13 protein-coding genes, 1 tRNA gene and 1 pseudogene are annotated in these 18946 nt (G+C 73.0%); 7 read left to right on the top strand and 8 right to left on the bottom strand.

Features of this window, described 5'->3' with window-relative positions; all coding sequences use genetic code 11:
• Positions 1-24 precede the first annotated feature (24 nt).
• Together ACFYP3_RS18855 and metG are read right to left on the bottom strand one after the other, a co-directional pair.
• Positions 25-2583, bottom strand: coding sequence for an MFS transporter (locus ACFYP3_RS18855; protein WP_388833476.1), 2559 nt, complete (start codon positions 2581-2583; stop codon positions 25-27).
• 139 nt (positions 2584-2722) lie between these two features.
• Positions 2723-4438, bottom strand: a complete 1716-nt coding sequence (gene metG, locus ACFYP3_RS18850) for a methionine--tRNA ligase (protein WP_388833473.1) — start codon at positions 4436-4438, stop codon at positions 2723-2725.
• Between the two features lie 467 nt (positions 4439-4905).
• Here metG and ACFYP3_RS18845 point away from each other — a divergent pair, with 467 nt between their 5' ends.
• Both ACFYP3_RS18845 and ACFYP3_RS18840 read left to right on the top strand, forming a co-directional pair.
• Positions 4906-5454, top strand: coding sequence for a sigma factor-like helix-turn-helix DNA-binding protein (locus ACFYP3_RS18845; RefSeq protein WP_388833472.1), 549 nt, complete (start codon positions 4906-4908; stop codon positions 5452-5454).
• 818 nt (positions 5455-6272) lie between these two features.
• Positions 6273-6992: pseudogene (locus ACFYP3_RS18840) on the top strand (IclR family transcriptional regulator C-terminal domain-containing protein); the annotation flags it as partial.
• 411 nt (positions 6993-7403) lie between these two features.
• Here ACFYP3_RS18840 and ACFYP3_RS18835 read toward each other — a convergent pair.
• Positions 7404-7488 (bottom strand) — tRNA-Leu (locus ACFYP3_RS18835).
• Positions 7489-7755: 267 nt separating this feature from the next.
• On the opposite strand from ACFYP3_RS18835, the gene ACFYP3_RS18830 reads away from it, so the two are divergent.
• Entirely contained in the window at positions 7756-8922 is a 1167-nt protein-coding gene (locus ACFYP3_RS18830) for a low temperature requirement protein A (protein WP_388833470.1), read from the top strand.
• Here ACFYP3_RS18830 and ACFYP3_RS18825 read toward each other — a convergent pair.
• Positions 8909-9850, bottom strand: coding sequence for a beta-ketoacyl-ACP synthase III (locus ACFYP3_RS18825; protein WP_030720623.1), 942 nt, complete (start codon positions 9848-9850; stop codon positions 8909-8911). The two genes, ACFYP3_RS18830 and ACFYP3_RS18825, sit on opposite strands and share 14 nt — an antisense overlap.
• 207 nt (positions 9851-10057) lie before the next feature.
• Between ACFYP3_RS18825 and fdhD the strand changes: the two genes are divergently transcribed.
• Positions 10058-10885, top strand: a complete 828-nt coding sequence (fdhD, locus tag ACFYP3_RS18820) for a formate dehydrogenase accessory sulfurtransferase FdhD (protein ID WP_388833467.1) — start codon at positions 10058-10060, stop codon at positions 10883-10885.
• Here the strand turns inward: fdhD and ACFYP3_RS18815 are convergent.
• From ACFYP3_RS18815 to ACFYP3_RS18805, 3 genes are all read right to left on the bottom strand, one after another.
• The gene (locus ACFYP3_RS18815) at positions 10875-11306 is read right to left on the bottom strand and encodes a (2Fe-2S) ferredoxin domain-containing protein (protein WP_388833792.1); all 432 of its coding nucleotides are present in this window, start codon (positions 11304-11306) and stop codon (positions 10875-10877) included. The two genes, fdhD and ACFYP3_RS18815, sit on opposite strands and share 11 nt — an antisense overlap.
• 18 nt (positions 11307-11324) lie before the next feature.
• The gene (locus ACFYP3_RS18810) at positions 11325-12365 is read right to left on the bottom strand and encodes a bile acid:sodium symporter family protein (protein ID WP_388833464.1); all 1041 of its coding nucleotides are present in this window, start codon (positions 12363-12365) and stop codon (positions 11325-11327) included.
• Between the two features lie 145 nt (positions 12366-12510).
• Complete coding sequence (locus tag ACFYP3_RS18805) at positions 12511-13713, bottom strand: oxidoreductase (RefSeq protein WP_388833461.1); 1203 nt, start codon at positions 13711-13713, stop codon at positions 12511-12513.
• Positions 13714-13860: 147 nt separating this feature from the next.
• Here ACFYP3_RS18805 and ACFYP3_RS18800 point away from each other — a divergent pair, with 147 nt between their 5' ends.
• Entirely contained in the window at positions 13861-14712 is an 852-nt protein-coding gene (locus ACFYP3_RS18800; RefSeq protein WP_388833458.1) for a LysR substrate-binding domain-containing protein, read from the top strand.
• A gap of 152 nt (positions 14713-14864) precedes the next feature.
• Positions 14865-16688 carry an AMP-dependent synthetase/ligase gene (locus tag ACFYP3_RS18795; RefSeq protein WP_388833455.1) on the top strand — a complete coding sequence of 608 codons (1824 nt, stop codon included), beginning with the start codon at positions 14865-14867 and terminating at the stop codon, positions 16686-16688.
• A 45-nt stretch (positions 16689-16733) separates the two neighbouring features.
• On the opposite strand, the gene ACFYP3_RS18790 is transcribed toward ACFYP3_RS18795, so the two are convergent.
• The gene (locus ACFYP3_RS18790) at positions 16734-17369 is read right to left on the bottom strand and encodes an HdeD family acid-resistance protein (protein ID WP_388833452.1); all 636 of its coding nucleotides are present in this window, start codon (positions 17367-17369) and stop codon (positions 16734-16736) included.
• A 330-nt stretch (positions 17370-17699) separates the two neighbouring features.
• On the opposite strand from ACFYP3_RS18790, the gene ACFYP3_RS18785 reads away from it, so the two are divergent.
• Positions 17700-18905, top strand: a complete 1206-nt coding sequence (locus ACFYP3_RS18785) for an ABC transporter substrate-binding protein (protein WP_388833450.1) — start codon at positions 17700-17702, stop codon at positions 18903-18905.
• Positions 18906-18946: the final 41 nt, after the last annotated feature.

Raw genomic sequence — 18946 nt, 5'->3', positions numbered from 1 at the left:
TGACGGGTCCGACGGCGCTCGTGATCAGTGTGCCTGGGGCCGCCGCGGGGTTCCGGTCCTGATGAGCAGGGCGGCCGGCAGGGCCGCGAGGAGGAGGCCGCCGACCGCGCACCACAGGGTGGTCGTGTAGGAGTCCAGCATCCGGGCGAACAGGTCGGTGTCGTCCGAGACCCCGTCGAGGTGGCTCATGAGGACGGTGCCGAGCACGGCCCCGCCGATCGACTGCCCCAGGTGGTGGGCCACGCCGAGGGCCGCCGAGGCCCCGCCGGCGTGCCGCGGGGTCAGCCCGGCGGTCGCGAGGGAGGAGAGCGGGACGAGGGCCAGGCCCAGACCGACGCCCGTGAGCAGCATGCCGGGCAGCACCCCTGTCACGTAGGTGGCCGCGCCCCCCACACCGGCCAGCAGGGCCAGCCCGAGGGCCGTGAACAGCAGGCCGGGCAGCACCAGCACGCGGGGTGCGAGACGGGGCAGCAGCCGGCCGGAGACCTGGGTGGCGGTCACGAGCGCGGCGGCGACCAGGGGCAGCTGGGCCGTCCCGGACGCGGCCGGTCCCTCGCCCCGGATCTGCTGGGCGAAGAACGCCAGGGCGGAGAGGAGGGCGACCGTGGCGGCGCCGGTGAACAGGACGGCCAGGAGGGCGGCGAGGCGGCTCCGGTCGGCGAGGACGTACGCCGGGAGCAGCGGGTCGGACGTCCGGGTCTCCCACCACAGGAAGGCGGCGAGCAGCGCCGCGCCGCCCACGAGCAGCAACGGGGTCAGGGGGACGGCCCAGCCGCCCGTCTCGACCTCGACGAGGCCGTAGGTCAGGGCCGCGAGTCCCGCCGAGCCGAGGAGCACCCCGGGTGCGTCGAACCGGGCGCCGGTACGGCCCGGGCGGTCCGGGCGGTCCGGCAGCAGGGTTCGCGCGCCGATCAGGGCGAGCACGGCGAGCGGGACGACCGACCACAGGGCCCAGCGCCACGCGAGGATCTCGGCGAGCCACCCGCCGGTGAACAGGCCGAGCGCGCTGCCGCCCGCGGTGACCCCGACGTAGATCCCGAAGGCCCGGCCGCGTTCCCGGGGGTCGGTGAAACCGGTGGTCACCAGGGACAGGGCTGCCGGGACGAGCAGGGCGGCGCAGGCGCCCTGCAGGGCGCGGGAGGTGATCATCAGCCCGGAGCCGTCGGCCGCGCCGCCGAGCACCGCGGCCACCGCGAACCCGGTCAGGCCGGCCACCAGCATCCGCCGGGCACCGAGCAGGTCGGCGAGGTGCCCGCCGACCAGCAGCAGTCCGCCGAGGGCGACCAGGTAGGCGCTGAAGGCCGGGCCGATGCCGTCGCCGCTGACGCCGAAACCGGCGTGCAGCTGCGGCCCCAGCAGGTTGAACTGCGCCGCGTCGACCAGCACCAGCAGCTGGGTCAGGGCGAGGACCGCGAGGCCCCACCACCGCCGGGGGTGCGGGGGCGCGGGGGCGGACGGGTCGCCGGGGACGGGGACCGGGGCCGGGCCGAAGCCGTCCGCGGGGCCGAAGTGGCCGGGGGGCGTGGGGGCGTACGCGGGCGGTGACCCGTACGGGGAGGGCTCCTGCCGGGACTGCGCCGGTACGAGCCGGGGATCCGGCGCCGCGGCGGGCATACCGGACGGGTCCTCGCCGCCTCCGACTCCGACTCCGACTCCGGCGCCGCCTCCGACTCCGGGAGGCGACGCCGGGGCGTAGTCCAGCAGCCGCGCGGCATGTCGCCCCAGTTGGGCCAGTACCGCTCCCGGGAGCCATTCCCCGGGTGCGTCCGCCGCCGTGCGCGCCGCCACCTCGTCGGGGGTGGGCCGCCGGGCCGGGTCCTTGTGCAGGCACGCGCCGACGAGGTCGACCAGCGACTCCGGTACGCCGGTCAGGTCGGCCTCCTCCTCGGCGATCCGGAAGAGGTGGGCGTTCAGACCGGTGTCCCTGGCGCCGAAGAGCATGCGCCCCGTGGCGGCGTACACGAGGACCGCGCCGAGGCAGAAGACGTCGCTGGCGGGGGTCAGTTCGAGTCCGCGCACCTGCTCCGGGGACATGAACCCGGGTGAGCCGATCAGCATCCCGGTCCGGGTGAGCAGGCTGTCCCCGGTCAGGCTGTCCATCGCCCGCGCGATGCCGAAGTCGATGACGCGGGGCCCGTCGACGGTGACCAGCACGTTGGACGGCTTGAGGTCGCGGTGGATCAGGCCGGCGTCGTGCACGGCCCGCAGCGCGAGCGCGAGCCGGTTGGCGAGGGTCCGCACCGAGTCCTCGGGCAGCGGCCCGAACTGCCGGGCCACCACGGCCTGCAGGTCGGGCCCCGGGATGTACTGGGTCGCCACCCAGGGCACGGGGGCCTCGGTGTCGGCGTCGAGCACCGCCGCCGTCCAGCTGCCGCCCACCCGGCGCGCGGCGGCCACCTCGCGGGCGAACCGCCTGCGGAATTCGGGGTTCCCGGCGAACTCGGCCTGGACCACCTTCACGGCTACGGTACGGCCGCCCTCGGAGCGGCCCAGGTAGACCAGGCCCATGCCGCCCGCGCCCAGCCGGGCGATCAAGCGGTACGGTCCCATACGGGTCGGGTCTTCGGCGATCAGCTGATCCACGGACGGAAGGATAGTGCAACTATCCAATGTGCGGGGGCCGTCAGGCAAAATGCCCGGGCGGCCGCCGCCTCGCGGGCACGTGTCGGGGGCGCGACCCCGAAAGGTCGCGCCCCCTGACGCGTGGTGGTCACTCGAAGGCTCAGGCCTCCGGGGAACCGCCGAAGCGCTCGCGGTAGGACTCCAGGTCCTCCTCGGTGACCCGCGCGAAGAGCACCGGCGGCACGGTGAACGGCGTACCGGCGGGGACCGCGTCCAGGGCCTTGGCCTGCTCGGGGGTGATCCACGCGGCCGTGTCGTCGGCGAGGTCGAAGGAGGAGCGCATGACGCGCGCCGAGGCCGGGATGAACGGCTCGGAGACCACCGAGTAGAGGTGGATGAGGTTCATCGCGGTGCGCAGGGTGAGCGCCGCACCGTCGAGGTCGGTCTTGACCTCCAGCCAGGGGGCCTTCTCGTCGAGGTACGCGTTGCCGGCCGACCACAGGGCGCGCAGCGCGGCCGCCGCCTTGCGGTACTGGAGGGAGTCCATGTGGCCCTCGTACTCGGCCAGCAGCTCGGCGATCTGCTCGCCCAGCTTGGCCTCGACATCGCCGGCGGGGCTGCCGGCGGGGACCTCGTCGCCGAACTTCTTCCGGGAGAAGGTCAGTACGCGGTTCACGAAGTTGCCGAGGGTGCCGCCGAGGTCCTTGTTGACCGTGGCGGCGAAGTGCTCCCACGTGAACGACGAGTCGTCGGACTCGGGCGCGTTGGCGATGAGGAAGTAGCGCCAGAAGTCGGCCGGGAGGGTCTCCAGCGCCTGGTCGGTGAAGACGCCGCGCTTCTGCGACGTGGAGAACTTGCCGCCGTAGTACGTCAGCCAGTTGAAGGCCTTGACGTAGTCGACCTTCTTCCACGGCTCGCGGGTCGCCAGCTCGGTGGCGGGGAACATCACCGTGTGGAACGGGACGTTGTCCTTGGCCATGAACTGCGTGTAGCGGACGTCCTCGGCCTCGTACCACCACGACTTGTAGTCGCGGTTCGCCGGGTCCAGGTCCGACCACTCCTTGGTGGAGCCGATGTACTCGATCGGGGCGTCGAACCAGACGTAGAAGACCTTGCCCTCGGCGGCGAGCTCGGGCCAGGTGTCGGCCGGGACCGGGACGCCCCAGTCGAGGTCGCGGGTGATGGCGCGGTCGTGCAGGCCCTCGGTCAGCCACTTGCGGGCGATGGAGGAGGCGAGCTGCGGCCACTCCTCCTCGTGCTCGGAGACCCAGGCCTCGACCTCGTGCTGGAGCTTGGACTGCAGGAGGAAGAGGTGCTTGGTCTCGCGGACCTCCAGCTCGGTGGAGCCGGAGATGGCCGAGCGGGGCTCGATCAGGTCCGTGGGGTCCAGGACGCGGGTGCAGTTCTCGCACTGGTCGCCGCGGGCCTTGTCGTAGCCGCAGTGCGGGCAGGTGCCCTCGACGTAGCGGTCCGGCAGGAAGCGGCCGTCGACCGGCGAGTAGACCTGCCGGATCGCGCGCTCCTCGATGAAGCCGTTCTCCTGGAGCCGGCGCGCGAAGTGCTGGGTGATCTCGCGGTTCTGCGCGGAGGAGCTGCGGCCGAAGTAGTCGAAGGACAGCTCGAAGCCGTCGTAGACCGCCTTCTGGGCGTCGTGGGCCTGCGCGCAGAACTCGGCGACCGAGATGCCGGCCTCCTTGGCGGCGAGTTCGGCGGGGGTGCCGTGCTCGTCGGTGGCGCAGATGTAGAGGACGTCGTGGCCGCGCTGGCGGAGGTACCGGGAGTACACATCCGCCGGAAGCATCGACCCGACCATGTTGCCCAGGTGCTTGATCCCGTTGATGTACGGAAGCGCGCTGGTGATCAGGTGTCGAGCCATCCTCGGATGCTCCATTTCCTCTGTGCGGTACCACGTGACGTGACGGACTGTGAGTGCGGTTCATCGTATCGAACCGCCGAAAGGCCACGCGCCGCATTTGTTCTTGGGGACATAACGCAAAAGCGAGGGCAGTGACCTCTCCGTCACGGCCCTCGCGATCGGGCCCATGGTACAGGCGGACCGCCCGCCGCCCGCCGCCCGACCGCCGGCCGTCGGACGGTGGTCCGGCGGCACCGGCAGCAGGCATATGCATATGCGCTGGCTGAAGCCCCGTGCGATCGACATCGATCACAGGTCGATCATCACCGACGCAATGCTTCCAGGTTTCTTCTCTGCGCCCTCCGAGTGCGCCCGCGCTGCTTTCCTGTTCTGCGCACAGGGGATGAGGTGGAGCGGTGAACGATGGCGGACCGGAGGAGTCCGGTGGGGCCGTGGGACTACCGAGCCGGCGTCGGCGGCCGACTCCCATGAGCCAGTGGCAGCCGACGGCGCGCCTGTCGTACTGGGCCTTCCACGCCAATCGGCGGCCCGCGTACATGCGCTTCGCGTACCTGCACCTGGGGTCCGACGCGGCGGCGGAGGAGGCGGTGGACGCCACCTTCGACTCGATCATGGGCGAATGGCTCCGGATGCTCCACATGGACCGCCTCGACGCCTACGCGTGGACCGTGCTCAAGCACTGCCTGGTCGACCGGCAGGGCCGGCGCCACCCCTGGCAGCAGCAGCCCGAGCCGATGGTCATCAGCGCCTTCGAGGCCGCCCTCAAGGAGGCCCACGCCGACCAGTACGAGGTACTGACCGACACCATCCGCTTCTACTCCGCCGTCTCCCGGCTCGCCGAGCGCCAGCGCGACGCCGTGCTCCTGCGGTACGGGCTCCAGTGCACCCCCGGTGAGGCCGCCGCCGTGATGGGCGTCGACGAGGCCACGGTCCGCTCCTACCTCGGCCAGGCCCACCGGCGGCTCGCGCGCCTCCTCGACACGTCCGACGAACCAGCCGAATCCGCCGGCTCATGAAGCGGTACGAACCCCAGGAGCGGCGGGACGGCGACGGACCCCCCCGCTCGCTCGCCGAGTTCCTCGCCAGGGCCGCCGTGCGCGACCGCTACCGGTACTACGACCTCGGCGCGGCCGAGGCCCGGCTGCTGCGCCCCACGCCGCACGGGCCGGTCCCCGGCCACCGGGCCCGACGCCGGTCCGCCTACGGCTGGAGCGACCCGGCCCGGGACTGCCCGCTCGAAGCCGAACGGGCCCGGCGCGACCTCAAGGCCGTCTGCCTGGCCTCGGTGTGCGCACCGAAGGCCGGGGCGCACCTCGACACGTTCGGCACCGGCGGGCGCACCGACCTGGCCGGCGCGGTCGTCTTCGGCTGCCTGCTGCACCTCGCCGGGCTGCGCGAAGGCTCCCGCTTCTGGTGGCAGTTCGCGGCCGGTTCCGGCAGCCCGCCGACCGCCGCCGCCGCGTACTGCCTCTTCCTCGACCACTCCCGGCGCGGTGAACACCACGACGCCCGGCACTGGGCGCGCGAGCTGGGCCGCCGCGGCTTCCGGCCGGGCGGGCGGCGGGACCTGCGGGAGGTCCGACTGTGCGCGCAGGCGGCCGTGCTGCGCTACGTCGACCAGTTCGAGGACCCCGACCTGGGCCCGGTGCCGCTGCCGCGGCCCGGGCTGTCCGGGGTGCTGGCCGCGTTCCAGGCGCCGCCCGTCTCGGTGGCGGCGACGGCGACCGTTCCGGCGCCGGTGGCCACGGCCCGGCCGGCCGCCGGACCGCTGCGCCACCCCGCACTGACGGCGGCGGCCCGCGGGACCGTCGTCCAGGGCGGGACGAGCGAGGCCCTGGCGGAGGCCCGCCGTGCCCTGGCCGTCGTACGCGTCCTGGAACGGCACCCGCTCGGGGTGCGGGCCGCCCGGCTGGCACGGGCGGCGGGCCTCTCCGAGGGGGAGCTGCGCCCGCTCCTGTCGATGCTGTGCGAGGAGGAGTACGCGTACCGCCCGGGCGCGGGGGTGTACGCGCGCGGGCCCGCCCTGGACCGGCTGGCCGCCCCCGGCGGCCACGGCCTGGCCGGCCAGCTCCAGCGCACCCTGGCCCTGGCCCGGGACAGCGCGGGCGCCGCGGTGTACCTGAGCCGGTACGCCGAGGGCGAGGTCCGGATCACGCAGATGGCGGACGGGCCCGCGACCCCACCGGTGCGGGAGTGGGTCGACTTCCGGGCGGCCGCGCACGCCAGCGCGGTCGGCAAGTGCCTGCTGACCCAGCTCGACCACGACCGCCGCGCCGATCACGTGGCCCGGCACCGGACCGCCCGGCTCACCCCGCGGACGATCACCGACAGCAGGGTGCTGTTCAGCGCGCTGGACGCGGTCGCTCCGGGCGCGCCCGTCTTCGACCTGCTCGAGTACTCCCCCGGAGTCGTCTGCTCGGCGGTCCCGATCGCCACCGGCGACGCGGCCGGGAGCCTCGCGCTCTCCCTGCCCGCGATCCATGCCCACCGACTGCCCGAGGCCACCGCGGCCCTGCGCCGCAAGGCCGTACCGGTCCTCCTGGCGCTGCTCCTGACCGGCGCGATCCCCCCGGACGGCGCGGCCGCCGCCCCGGCCGGCGCGGACGCCCCCGTCACGGAGCCCCCGGCTCGGCCCGTGCCGATGCGGGCCCCGGTCACCCCGGAGACCCTCCGCCACCTGCGCCGGCTCTTCCGCACCCCGCTCACCGGAGCCACGGCCACCCCGGGCGGCCCCCACCTGGTCAGCGACACCACGGCGGGGGCGGCCTACCTCTTCGACGCCGCCCCGGCCGGCGCCCAGCCCCGCCTGTCCCTGCCCCACACCTTCACGTCGGTCACCCCGGGCAGCCTGACCACCCCGACGGGCCTGGTGGTCCTGAGCACGTGAACGGCACAACGCGTGGACGGCACAACGCGTGAACGACAAAAAAGAAGAACCCCACACGATGTGTGGGGTTCTTTCCGGTGTCCGAGGGGGGACTTGAACCCCCACGCCCGATAAAGGGCACTAGCACCTCAAGCTAGCGCGTCTGCCATTCCGCCACCCGGACCAGGTGGTCGGCCCCGGTTTCCCGCGGCGACATGGACAACAATAGCAAAGGATCGGCGGGCTTCCGACCACATATCCGAGCGGTGGACGTCCGCCACGCCGGTCTGACCTGCGGGCATGCACCGACGGCCGTACCGAGACGGGGTGTCTCGCCGGGGCGGGCGGGGGTGGGCGAGGGGGCCCCGGAACTTCCGGATGGTGATACCGGCTGGACATGCGGGAGGCCGGGCGGTCGGATGGCTGCGCACACATCCGGGGGGAGCCGCGCATGGAAACCGAGCACCGCGTCAGCACGCTGGAGCTGTTCTTCGACCTCGTCTTCGTCTTCACCATCACGCAGTTGACGGTGCTGCTGGCGGACGACCTGACCCCGCGGGGAGCGGGACAGGTGGTGCTGATCTTCACCGTGCTGTTCTGGATGTACGGGGGCTACGCGCACCTGACGAACCAGGTGCCGCCGGACCGGACCGTCCGGCGGGTCCTGCTCATGCTGGCCATGGGGGCGTTCCTGGTGTGCGCGCTGGCCGTGCCCACCGCGTTCGGCGCCGGTGGGATCGCCTTCGGCCTGGGGTACGTCTTCGTCGTCCTCGTGCACAGCGCCCTCTACACGCAGGCGCACGGGTCCGGGGTGCTCTGGTTCGCGCTCCCCAACCTGCTGTGCGCGCTGTCGGTGCTGGCCGCCGGCTTCTTCGACGGGCCGCCCGCCTGGGGGCTGTGGCTGCTCGCCCTGCTGATCCAGTTCGCCGTGCCGCAGCTGGTGCAGCGGGTGGCGGCGAGCGGGGCGGAGCCCGCCGAGGCGGTGACCGCGGTGACGACCGTCAGCGACCAGCTCGGCGGCATGAGCTCCGGGCACCTCGTGGAGCGGCACGGGCTGCTGCTGATCATCGTCTTCGGCGAGTCCGTCATCGCGATCGGCATCGGGACCGGCTCGCTGCCGCTGTCCGTGGGGATCGCCGGGGGCGCCTTCCTCGCGCTCGCCGTCGCGTCGGCGCTGTGGTGGATGTACTTCGTACGCGACGAGGGCCGGGCCGAGGAGGTCTTCGCCGAGACGCCGCCGGAGAACCGTTTCAAGCTGGCGATGCTCGCGTACTACTACGCCTTCCTGCCCATGCTGCTCGGGATCGCCGCCTTCGCGGCCGGCGTCAAGAAGACCATCGGGCACCTGGGCGAGCACCTGCACACCGGCCCGGCGCTCGCCCTCGCGGGCGGGGTCGCCGTCTACCTCGCCGGGGACCTGGCCTTCCGGGCCGTACTCGGGATCGGCCCGGCCCGGTTCCGGGCGGCGGCGCTGGTGCTCGTCCTGGCGACGGTCCCGGTCGGCACGGGCGCCTCCGGGCTGTGGCAGCTGGTGGCGCTCGTCGTCGTGCTGCTGGGGACGCTGGGAGCCGAGGTGCGCTGGACCCCCGGCTGCACGGCGACGCCTACGGGCAGCTGATGACCTGGCCCGCGTAGGAGAGGTTGCCGCCGAAGCCGAACAGCAGGACCGGGGCGCCGGAGGGGATCTCGCCGCGCTGGACCAGCTTGGACAGGGCCATGGGGATGCTGGCGGCCGAGGTGTTGCCGGAGTCGACGACGTCGCGGGCGACGACGGCGTTGACGGCGCCGATCTTGGCGGCGAGCGGCTCGATGATCCGCAGGTTCGCCTGGTGCAGGACGACCGCGGCCAGGTCCTCGGGGGTGATGCCGGCCTTCTCGCACACCTTGCGGGCGAGCGGCGGGAGCTGGCTGGTGGTCCAGCGGTAGACGGACTGGCCCTCCTGGGCGAAGACCGGCGGCGAGCCCTCGATCCGGACCGCGTTGCCCATCTCCGGGACCGAACCCCACAGCACCGGGCCGATGCCGGGCTCCTCGCAGGCCTCGACGACGGCCGCGCCGGCGCCGTCGCCGGTGAGCACGCAGGTGGTGCGGTCGTTCCAGTCGGTGATCTCGGTCATCTTGTCCGCGCCGATGACCAGGGCGCGGGTGGCGGAGCCGGCGCGGATGGCGTGGTCGGCGGTGGCCAGGGCGTGGGTGAAGCCCGAGCAGACGACGTTGATGTCCATCACGGCGGGGCCGCCGCCCATGCCCAGCTTGGCGGCGACGCGCGCGGCCATGTTGGGCGAACGGTCGATCGCGGTGGAGGTGGCGACCAGGACGAGGTCGATGTCGTCCGGGGTCAGACCGGCGCCGGCCAGCGCCTTGCCCGCCGCCTGGTAGGCCAGCTCGTCCACCGGCTCGTCCGGGCCCGCCATGTGGCGGGTGCGGATGCCGACGCGGGACCGGATCCACTCGTCGGTGGTGTCCACCATGGCCGCGAGGTCCTCGTTGGTGAGCACTTTCGCGGGCTGGTAGTGCCCTAGCGCCACCACGCGTGAACCGGTCATGGGCGGGGTCCCCCCTTGTACGGAAGTCTGGATCACCCAGCTTTGCCTGCTACTGGTGGGTACGGGTGCGTGTGACCCGACAGGATTCCGGCCCCGGATTTTGGAGCTTCCCGAGGATCCACCTGCCGGGAGCGTCGCGGGAAGCGGAACCGGGAGAATGAGGTCGTCGGGTACCGGCGAGAAAACAGAAGGGGAGGGCTGATCACCATGGGACGGGTCACCGAACGTCGTCGCGTCGTCCGGATCCGGAACGGCGGGGCCGGCGTCCGCCCGGACACGCTGGTGGCCGAGGAGCCGCTGGAGATACGTCTGAACGGCAAGCCGCTGGCCATCACGATGCGTACGCCGGGCGACGACTTCGCGCTCGCGGTGGGCTTCCTGGTCAGCGAGGGAGTGCTCGCGGCCGCGTCGGACGTACAGGCCGTCACGTACTGCGAGGGGGCGACCGAGGACGGTTCGAACACCTACAACGTGGTCAACGTGCAGCTGGCCGCCGGGGTCCCGGTGCCGGACATCACGCTGGAGCGGAACGTCTACACGACCTCCTCCTGCGGCCTGTGCGGCAAGGCCAGCCTGGACGCGGTCCGTACGGCGACCCGGTTCCCGGGGATCGCCGCCGATCCGGTGCGGGTCCCCGCGGAGGTGCTCTGCGCGCTCCCGGACCGGCTGCGCGCGGCCCAGAAGGTCTTCGACCGTACGGGCGGACTGCACGCGGCGGGGCTGTTCACGGCGGGCGGCGAGCTGCTGGACCTGCGTGAGGACGTGGGCCGGCACAACGCGGTCGACAAGATCGTCGGCCGGGCGTTCCAGGCCGGCCGGCTCCCGCTGACGGGCGCGGTCCTGCTGGTGTCGGGCCGGGCCTCCTTCGAGCTCGTGCAGAAGGCCGTGATGGCGGGCGTCCCGGTCCTGGCGGCCGTCTCCGCGCCCTCCTCGCTGGCGGTCGACCTGGCGCTGGAGTCGGGGATGACGCTGGTCGGTTTCCTGCGGGGACCGGACATGAACATCTACGCGGGCGAGGAGCGGATCACCCTCTAGCCTTCCGGCGGCCGCGGCGGCCCCCGGTGTCGGCGGCCGGCTTGGGGGTCGGGGGGGCGATGCGGTGGAGGTCCAGGGTGGGGGGGACGGGGGTGGTGCCAGGGCCGCCGGATTCGGCCCAGGCGATGATCTCGTCGGTCGCGGTGTCGTCCAGGGCCCAGCCGAACCAGGCCGCGCGGGCACCGCGGCGGCGGGCCTCGGTGGTGGGCTGCACCACGATCACGTTGGCCTGGGCGCACGGGCCGAGGCACTCGCTCGTACGGACGGCCAGGCGGCCTCCGGAGGCGGCCGCGGCCTCGCGCAGCCGGGCCAGTTGGCCCGCGTGGTCGGAGCCGGGGTTCTTGCGGGGGTCGCCGCAGCAGCAGCCGCGGCAGACCACGAGGGTGCAGGGGCGTTCGGCGTGGGCGGCGAGCGGGCGCATCCAGGTCACCACCGCACGTTATCGGGCCTGGCCGGTGGGCTGTTGGGCCGCGGGCGAGACCTCCGCCACACGGTCGGCGGCGGGTTGCCGGTCCGGGGCCCGGGCGTGACGGCGGGCGATGACCGCGCAGACCATCAGCTGCATCTGGTGGAAGAGCATCAGCGGGAGCACGGCGAGGCCCGCCTGGGCTCCGAACAGCACGCCGGCCATGGGGAGTCCGGCCGCAAGGCTCTTCTTCGACCCGGCGAACTGGATGGCGATGCGGTCCGCGCGGTCGAAGCCGAGCCGGGCCGAGCCGTACCGGGTGACGAGCAGCATGACGGCGAGGATGACCGCCTCGACCAGCAACAGGGCTCCGAGGCGCGCCGGGCTGACCTGGTGCCAGATGCCCGCGGTCACGCCCGCGCTGAAGGCGGCGTAGACGACGAGCAGGATCGAGCCGCGGTCGACGTAGCCGAGGACCTGCTTGTGGCGGACGAGGAAGCCGCCGACCCAGCGGCGCAGGCACTGCCCGAGGAGGAAGGGCAGCAGCAGCTGGAGGGTGATCCTGAGGAGCGCGTCGAGGGAGAAGCCGCCCGCGTGGCCGCCGAGCAGCCCGACGGCGAGGAGGGGGGTGAGGACGATGCCGGCCAGGCTGGAGAAGGAGCCGGCGCAGATCGCGGCGGGCACGTTGCCGCGGGCGATCGAGGTGAAGGCGATGGAGGACTGGACGGTCGAGGGGACCAGGCAGAGGAAGAGCAGGCCGGCATAGAGCGGCTGTGTCAGGACGGTGGGCACGAGGCCGCGGGCGGCCAGGCCGAGGAGCGGGAAGAGCAGGAAGGTGCAGGCGAGCACGGTGAGGTGCAGCCGCCAGTGGCGCAGTCCTTCGAGTGCCTCGCGGGTGGAGAGCCGGGCGCCGTAGAGGAAGAAGAGCAGGGCCACGGCCGCGGTGGAGGCGCCGTCGGCGATCGGGGCGGCCGCGCCGCGGGCGGGGAGCAGGGTGGCGAGGCCGACGGTGCCGAGCAGCGCCAGGACGTACGGGTCCAGGGGCAGCCGGGCGGGCAGGTGCGGGCGGCGCATGGGCGGGGTGCTCACTTGCTGTCGGGGGGAGTGGCGCCCGGGTGGGCGACCCGGGCACCGTGCTCCCTCCATGGTCGACGGTGGGCGGTGATCGGGAAACCCGCACACCGCACTCACTGTCATCACGATCCGCGATGGGCGGACGTCACCTCTCGTCGGGCTCCGCGGCGGGCGGCGGGGCCGGGACGGGTGCGTCGGCGGGGGCGGCACCGGCGGCGGGACCGGCACCTGTGGCGGTGGGACCGGGGCCGGCGGCGGTGGCATGGGCGGGGGCGGCACCGGCGGCGGCGATCAGGGCGTCGGCGAGGTTCTCCTGGCGCATCCGCAGGTCGACGTAGAGCAGGGCGTTTACCAGCGAGGGGAAGCCGTACTGGAAGAGCGCGCTCAGTGCGCCGCCGACCAGGACGGCGATCGCGTACACGAGGAGCCCGACGAGGATCTGTTCCGGATCGGCGTTGCCCTCGCTCCCCGCCGACAGGGCGGGGAAGAGCGAGACCATGCCGACGAAGCCGAAGGGCAGCTGGATGGCGTAGCCGATGGCGCCGGCCACGAAGGACCCGAGCATCGAGATGCCGAACACGCGCCACCAGCCGCCGTTGACCAGCCGGGAGGAGCGCCGCAGGGACGCGACCGGGCCGAGACCCTCGCACACGGCGACGGCGGGCGCGAAGCCGAACCGGGTCATGAGCCACACCGCGACCGGCATGTAGAGGAGGACGCCCGGGATCAGCAGGGCGAGCGCGGCCGGCGGGCCCGAGCCCTCGGAGGACATGACGATCAGCGGAACGCAGACCGCGTAGAGGACGAGGATCGGCCCGCCCACGATCAGCCCGGTCAGCACCAGCGTTCCGAGCACCGACGGCAGCCGGGACCAGCTGCGGCTCCACATCGCGACGAAGGTCGTGGGCCGGCCGACCACGGCCTCCTGCACCACCGCGGGACACAGGGCGGCGATCATCGCCGCGCCCAGCGTCACCACGACCAGCAGGAGCACACCGGCCGGTACGAAGGACAGGAACAGGGCCGCCACGTCGGCGCCGTCGGGGTCCACGCCCGGCGGGAGGTCGAAGAGCGCGGCGAACCGGTCCTGCGTGACGGCGACGGTGGCGCCGATCGCGGCGACCATGATCATGATCCCGATGGCCTGGACGGCGAGCATGACGCCGATCAGGGGCTTGGCGTACCGGCGGAAGGTCGTGAAGGCGCCGCCCAGGATCTCGCCCACGGCGAGCGGGTGCAGGGGTATGACGCCGGGCTTGGGCGGCGGCGGGAAGGGCGGTGGCCAGTTCCCTCCCCACTGCGGATTCGGCTGTCCCGGGTACGGCCCCGGCCCCGTGGTGTACGACATCAGTGGTCCCCCTCGAAATGAAGGGACACGGTAACCCGCGCCGGTGCGGTCAGCAGCAGCCGCCCCCCGCCCCCGCGGACCGCTCGTGCGCAGGTCAACGGCCACGACGAGGACCGGCGGCCGGGGGAACGGCCTAGCATCGGGGGTGTGTACGACCCCGTCCAGCTGCGCACGTTCCTCACGGTGGCCCAGACGCTCAGCTTCACGCAGGCCGCGGGCCGGCTCGGCGTGCGGCAGTCCACGGTCAGTCAGCACGTGCGGCGGCTGGAGGAGGCGACGGGGCGGCCGCTGTTCGTACGGGACACGCACAGCGTGGAGTTGACGGAGGACGGCGAGGCCCTGCTCGGCTTCGCGCGGACGATCCTCGAGGCGCACGAGCGGGCGGCGGCCTTCTTCGCGGGGACGCGGCTGCGCGGGCGGCTGCGGTTCGGGGCGTCGGAGGACTTCGTGCTGACGCGGCTTCCGGAGATCCTGGAGGGCTTCCGCCACGAGCACCCCGAGGTGGATCTGGAGCTGTCGGTGGAGCTCTCGGGGACGCTGCACGAGCGGCTGGACGCGGGGCGGCTGGACCTGGTGCTGGCGAAGCGGCGCGGCCCGGGCGACGAGCGGGGCCGCCTGGTGTGGCGGGACCGGATGGTGTGGATCGGCGCGGAGGGGCTGCGGGTTGACCCGGAGCGTCCCGTTCCGCTGATTGCCTTCCCGCCGCCGGGCATCACCCGGGCCCGTGCGCTGGAGGTGCTGGAACGCGAGGGCCGGTCCTGGCGGATCGCGTGTACGAGCGGCAGCCTGAGCGGTCTGATCGCGGCGGCCCGGGCCGGGCTCGGCGTGATGGCGCACACCCGCGGGCTGATCCCGCCGGGCCTGGTGCGGGTCTCCGGGCTGCCCGAGCTGGGGCCGGTGGAGTTCGCGCTGCTCCGCGGGCCGCGCGCCTCCGCCGCGGCCGAGGCGCTGGCGGCGGCCGTGCTCAGCGGCGCGGACCGGCTCAGCCGCACCGGCTGACCCGACCGCGGCGCCGGAAGCCCTGAAACGTCGCACGTCAGAGGCGTGGGACGGTGGATCACTGGGGAGGTCTTGTGGAGGTATCCGATTGCCGATCAACGCCCCTTGACCGTGAGGTACGTTCGCGGCGGCGCGCGGAGAGGAGCGGGGCCTTGCGCGAGATCACCGTCCCACCGGTCGTCACGGGCGCGCCCGTCGGCGGACTGGCCGACGTCGTGTTCCGGCACGCCCAGGAGGATCCGGACCGGGTGGTGCTCGGCCGCAAGAGCGACGGTGTGTGGCGGGACGTCACCTCGGGGGAGCTGGCCGCCGAGGTGCTGGCGCTCGCCAAGGGGCTGCTGGCCCAGGGCGTGCGATTCGGGGACCGGGTCGCCGTCATGTCCCGTACCCGGTACGAGTGGACCCTCTTCGACTTCGCCCTGTGGGCGATCGGCGCCCAGCCCGTCCCCGTCTATCCGACGTCCTCCGCCGATCAGGTGCACTGGATCCTGTACGACACCGACTGCACGGCCTGCGTGGTCGAGGACGAGGACCAGGCCATGACCGTGGGCTCGGTCATCGACCGGCTCCCCCACCTGAAACGCCTGTGGCAGCTCGACGCCGGAGCCGTGGAGGACCTCGTCGCGGACGGCCGCGGGGTCGCCGAGGACGTCGTGCACCGCCACCGCCGCGCCGTGACCCCGGACTCGACGGCCACCGTCATCTACACCTCCGGCACCACCGGCCGTCCCAAGGGGTGCGTGCTGACGCACGCCAACTTCATGTACGAGGCGGACACCCTGGTGACCCGCTGGGAGTCCGTGTTCCAGGGCAGACCGGGCGAGCAGCCGTCGACGCTGCTCTTCCTGCCGCTGGCCCACGTCTTCGGGCGGATGGTGGAGGTGGCCGCCGTCCGGGCGCGGGTGAAACTGGGGCACCAGCCCGTGCTGGCGGCGGCGGAGCTGCTGCCCGATCTGGCCGCCTTCCGGCCGACCTTCGTGCTCGGGGTGCCGTACGTCTTCGAGAAGGTCTTCGCGGCCGCCCGCCGCAAGGCGGAGGCGGAGGGGCGTTCGGGCCCCTTCGACCGGGCGGTGGAGACGGCCGTGCGGTACGCGGAGGCGCGCGAGCGGAAGGCGTTCGGCATCGGGCCGGGGCCCTCGGCCGGGCTGCGGATGGAGCACCAGCTCTTCGAGAAGCTCGTCTACGGGAAGGTCCGCGAGGCGATGGGCGGCCGGGTGCGGCACGCCATGTCGGGCGGGTCGGCGATGTCGCGCCGCCTCGGGCTGTTCTTCGACGGCGCCGGGATCACGGTGTACGAGGGGTACGGGCTGACCGAGTCGTGCGCGGCGGCCACGGCGAACCCGCCGGGCGCGACGAAGTACGGCACGGTGGGCCGGCCGATCCCGGGCAGCGCGGTGCACATCGCGGACGACGGGGAGGTGTGGCTCCAGGGCAGCCACATATTCGCCGGGTACCTCAACGACCCGCGCGCCACGGAGGCGGTGCTGCGCGGCGGCTGGCTGGCGACCGGCGACCTGGGGCGGCTGGACGAGGGCGGCTACCTCACGATCACCGGCCGCAAGAAGGACATCCTGGTGACCTCCAACGGCAAGAGCGTCGCGCCGGCCGCGCTGGAGGAGCGGGTCCGTTCGCATCCGCTGGTGTCGCAGTGCGTGCTGGTGGGCAACGACCGGCCGTACATCGCGGCCCTGCTCACGCTGGACATGGACGGGATCGCGCACTGGCTGTCGATGCGCGGCCGGCCGCAGCTGCCGGCCGCGGACCTGGTGAACGACCCGGAGCTGACGGCGGAGGTCCGCCGGGCGGTGGTGGCCGCGAACACCCTGGTGTCGCAGGCGGAGGCGATCCGGACGTTCCGGGTGCTGGGCGAGCAGTTCACGGAGGAGCGGGGGCTGCTGACGCCCTCGCTGAAGCTGAAGCGCCGGGCGATCGAGAAGGTGTACGCCAAGGAGGTCGCGGCGCTCTACTCGTCGTGAGGGGGGTGCCCGGCTCGTCGTGCTCGTGAGGACGGTGCCCGGCGTTCACCCCGTCCGGGGCGTCGTCCTGGGCATCGGTGGGGGCGCGGTCCGGCGGGTGGCCGAGCGCAGCGCGAAGGCCATCACCACTTCGAACACGCCGAGCAGGACGAGCCACAGGCCCAGCAGCCGCGTCAGGGCGACCGCGGAGTCCACCGGGAAGCAGAGCACGACGATTCCGGCCACGACGCCGAGGGCGCCGAGGGCGAAGGTCAGGCCCCGGTGCACGAGCGCGCGGTCGGCGATGGCGACGTAGGCCGTGAGCACTCCGGTCATCAGCCAGAACACCCCGACGATCAGGGACAGCGCACCGATGGTCTGCATCGGATGCCGCAGCACAAGGACGCCGGCCAGGAACGCGAGCAGGGCGATCAGGACGCCGGCCAGTCGGCTGCTGCCCCCGTCGGTGCGGTGGGAGAAGGCCGAGACGAAGCGGAAGCCGCCCGCCACCAGCAGCTGCAGGCCGATGATCACGGCCAGGATGTGCAGCGTCTCGTCGGGCCAGACGAGCACCAGGATGCCCGGGATCAGGGTCGCGAGGGCGAAGCCGAGCGCCCAGTGCCAGGAGTTTCCGAGCTGCCCGAGGACGTCCTCGGGGTCGCTCTGTGGGTGCCGCGGCGCCGCGTCGGAGGGTACGGTCATCACGCCTCCAGGGACAGCCGGACGGCGCGCGGGGATGCCACGAGCCGCCGGACATGCTTTTTTACCTTTCCGACCCACCTTAGTCGGATATGTCAGGATTCGCCGTGTCGAAGGCGGCCCTGCACGCCGAGGCCGGTAACCGGGCGGAGCGCCTCGCCGGCACCCTTGGCCTCGATCACCCCTTCGTCACGGTCGCCGCAGGTCCGGCCCCCTTGCCGGCCGCCCCTCCCGTACAACTGACGGTCCGTCATTTCTCTTTGCCGTAAATATTGACGGTGCGTCAGGTCACGCACAGAATGCGGGGATTCCGACCGGAGGGGATCCCCCGACATGTTGCGACCGATCCGCACCCTGGCCGCCGCGGCGGCGGCCCTCGCGCTCGTCTCCGCCTGCAACTCCGCCTCCACGAACGGCACCAGCCCGGGCAGACCCGGCGACGGCCCCGGGGACTCCCGCGGGATCACCGCCGACTCGATCAAGGTCGGCGGCATCGTGTCGATGACCAGCGCCAGCGGCTACAGCAAGAAGGACACCGACCTCGGCGCCAAGGCCCGCTACATGAGGGCCAACGCCGAGGGAGGCGTCAACGGCCGCAGGATCGACTACCTGGGCGCGGAGGACGACGGCCAGGACCCGGCGAAGAACCTGGCGGCCGCCCGCAAGCTCGTCCAGCAGGACAAGGTCTTCGCCGTCTCCCCCATGAGCTCGGTGACCTTCTCCGGAGCCGACTTCCTGGAACAGGAGAAGGTCCCCACCTTCGGCTGGGGCACCCTGCCCTCCTTCTGCGGGCCCAAGTACGTCTACGGGTTCAACGGCTGCCTGGTCCCCACCCCCGGCGGCACCCTGAACCAGACCTGGCCCGAGGGCATCGCCCGGATCCTCGGCGGGGCGCAGGGCAAGTCGGTCGCGGTCATCGCCAACGACAGCGACGCCGGGAAGTTCGGCATCCGTACCTTCCAGCAGGGCTTCACCAGCGCCGGGTTCACCGTCTCCTACGCCAAGGCCTCCGTGCCCGCCACCGCCGTCCCCAGCGACTGGTCCGCGTACGTGAAGGAGATCCTGGAGAGCAACGGCGGCAAGGCCCCGGACGCCGTGGTCTCCGTGATGCAGACCCCCAACAACATCGGGCTGTTCACGGCGCTCAAGCGCGGCGGGTACAAGGGGCTGCTGTCCGACCCGACCGACTACGACCCGGGCCTGCTCGCCAAGGACGCCACGAAGCAGGCGCTCGACGGGGTGCACGTCCTGCTGCAGTTCCAGCCGTTCGAGTCGACCGACCCGCAGATGGCGCAGTTCAAGGCGGACATCAAGGCGGCCGCGGACGGCCGGGAAGTCCCGCTGAGCATGCACATGCTGACCGGGTACATGTCGGCCGACCTGTTCGTGTCCATCGCACGGAAGGCGGGCAAGGACCTGACCGTCGAGTCCTTCCAGAGCGCCGCGCAGGGCTTCTCCGACACCGGCACCCTCGTCGGTGACCGGGCGGAACCAAGGGGCAGAAGGACAGCTTCGGCTGCGGCGCGCTCGTACAGCTGAAGAACGGCGCGTACGAGGTCTCCGTCCCGTTCACGTGCTAC

The organism is Streptomyces sp. NPDC005533, from assembly GCF_042871845.1.
Classification (GTDB): Bacteria; Actinomycetota; Actinomycetes; order Streptomycetales; family Streptomycetaceae; genus Streptomyces.
This window is presented reverse-complemented; position numbering and strand designations above follow the sequence as displayed.

Excerpts from the sequence above, each read along its gene's own strand:
- ACFYP3_RS18830 (WP_388833470.1), top strand. The coding sequence starts at position 7,756 with ATGGAAACCGAGCACCGCGTCAGCACGCTGGAGCTGTTCTTCGACCTC.
- metG (WP_388833473.1), bottom strand. The coding sequence starts at position 4,438 with ATGGCTCGACACCTGATCACCAGCGCGCTTCCGTACATCAACGGGATC.
- ACFYP3_RS18805 (WP_388833461.1), bottom strand. The coding sequence starts at position 13,713 with ATGTCGTACACCACGGGGCCGGGGCCGTACCCGGGACAGCCGAATCCG.
- fdhD (WP_388833467.1), top strand. The coding sequence starts at position 10,058 with ATGGGACGGGTCACCGAACGTCGTCGCGTCGTCCGGATCCGGAACGGC.
- ACFYP3_RS18815 (WP_388833792.1), bottom strand. The coding sequence starts at position 11,306 with ATGCGCCCGCTCGCCGCCCACGCCGAACGCCCCTGCACCCTCGTGGTC.
- ACFYP3_RS18810 (WP_388833464.1), bottom strand. The coding sequence starts at position 12,365 with ATGCGCCGCCCGCACCTGCCCGCCCGGCTGCCCCTGGACCCGTACGTC.
- ACFYP3_RS18790 (WP_388833452.1), bottom strand. The coding sequence starts at position 17,369 with ATGACCGTACCCTCCGACGCGGCGCCGCGGCACCCACAGAGCGACCCC.
- ACFYP3_RS18785 (WP_388833450.1), top strand. The coding sequence starts at position 17,700 with ATGTTGCGACCGATCCGCACCCTGGCCGCCGCGGCGGCGGCCCTCGCG.
- ACFYP3_RS18845 (WP_388833472.1), top strand. The coding sequence starts at position 4,906 with ATGAGCCAGTGGCAGCCGACGGCGCGCCTGTCGTACTGGGCCTTCCAC.
- ACFYP3_RS18825 (WP_030720623.1), bottom strand. The coding sequence starts at position 9,850 with ATGACCGGTTCACGCGTGGTGGCGCTAGGGCACTACCAGCCCGCGAAA.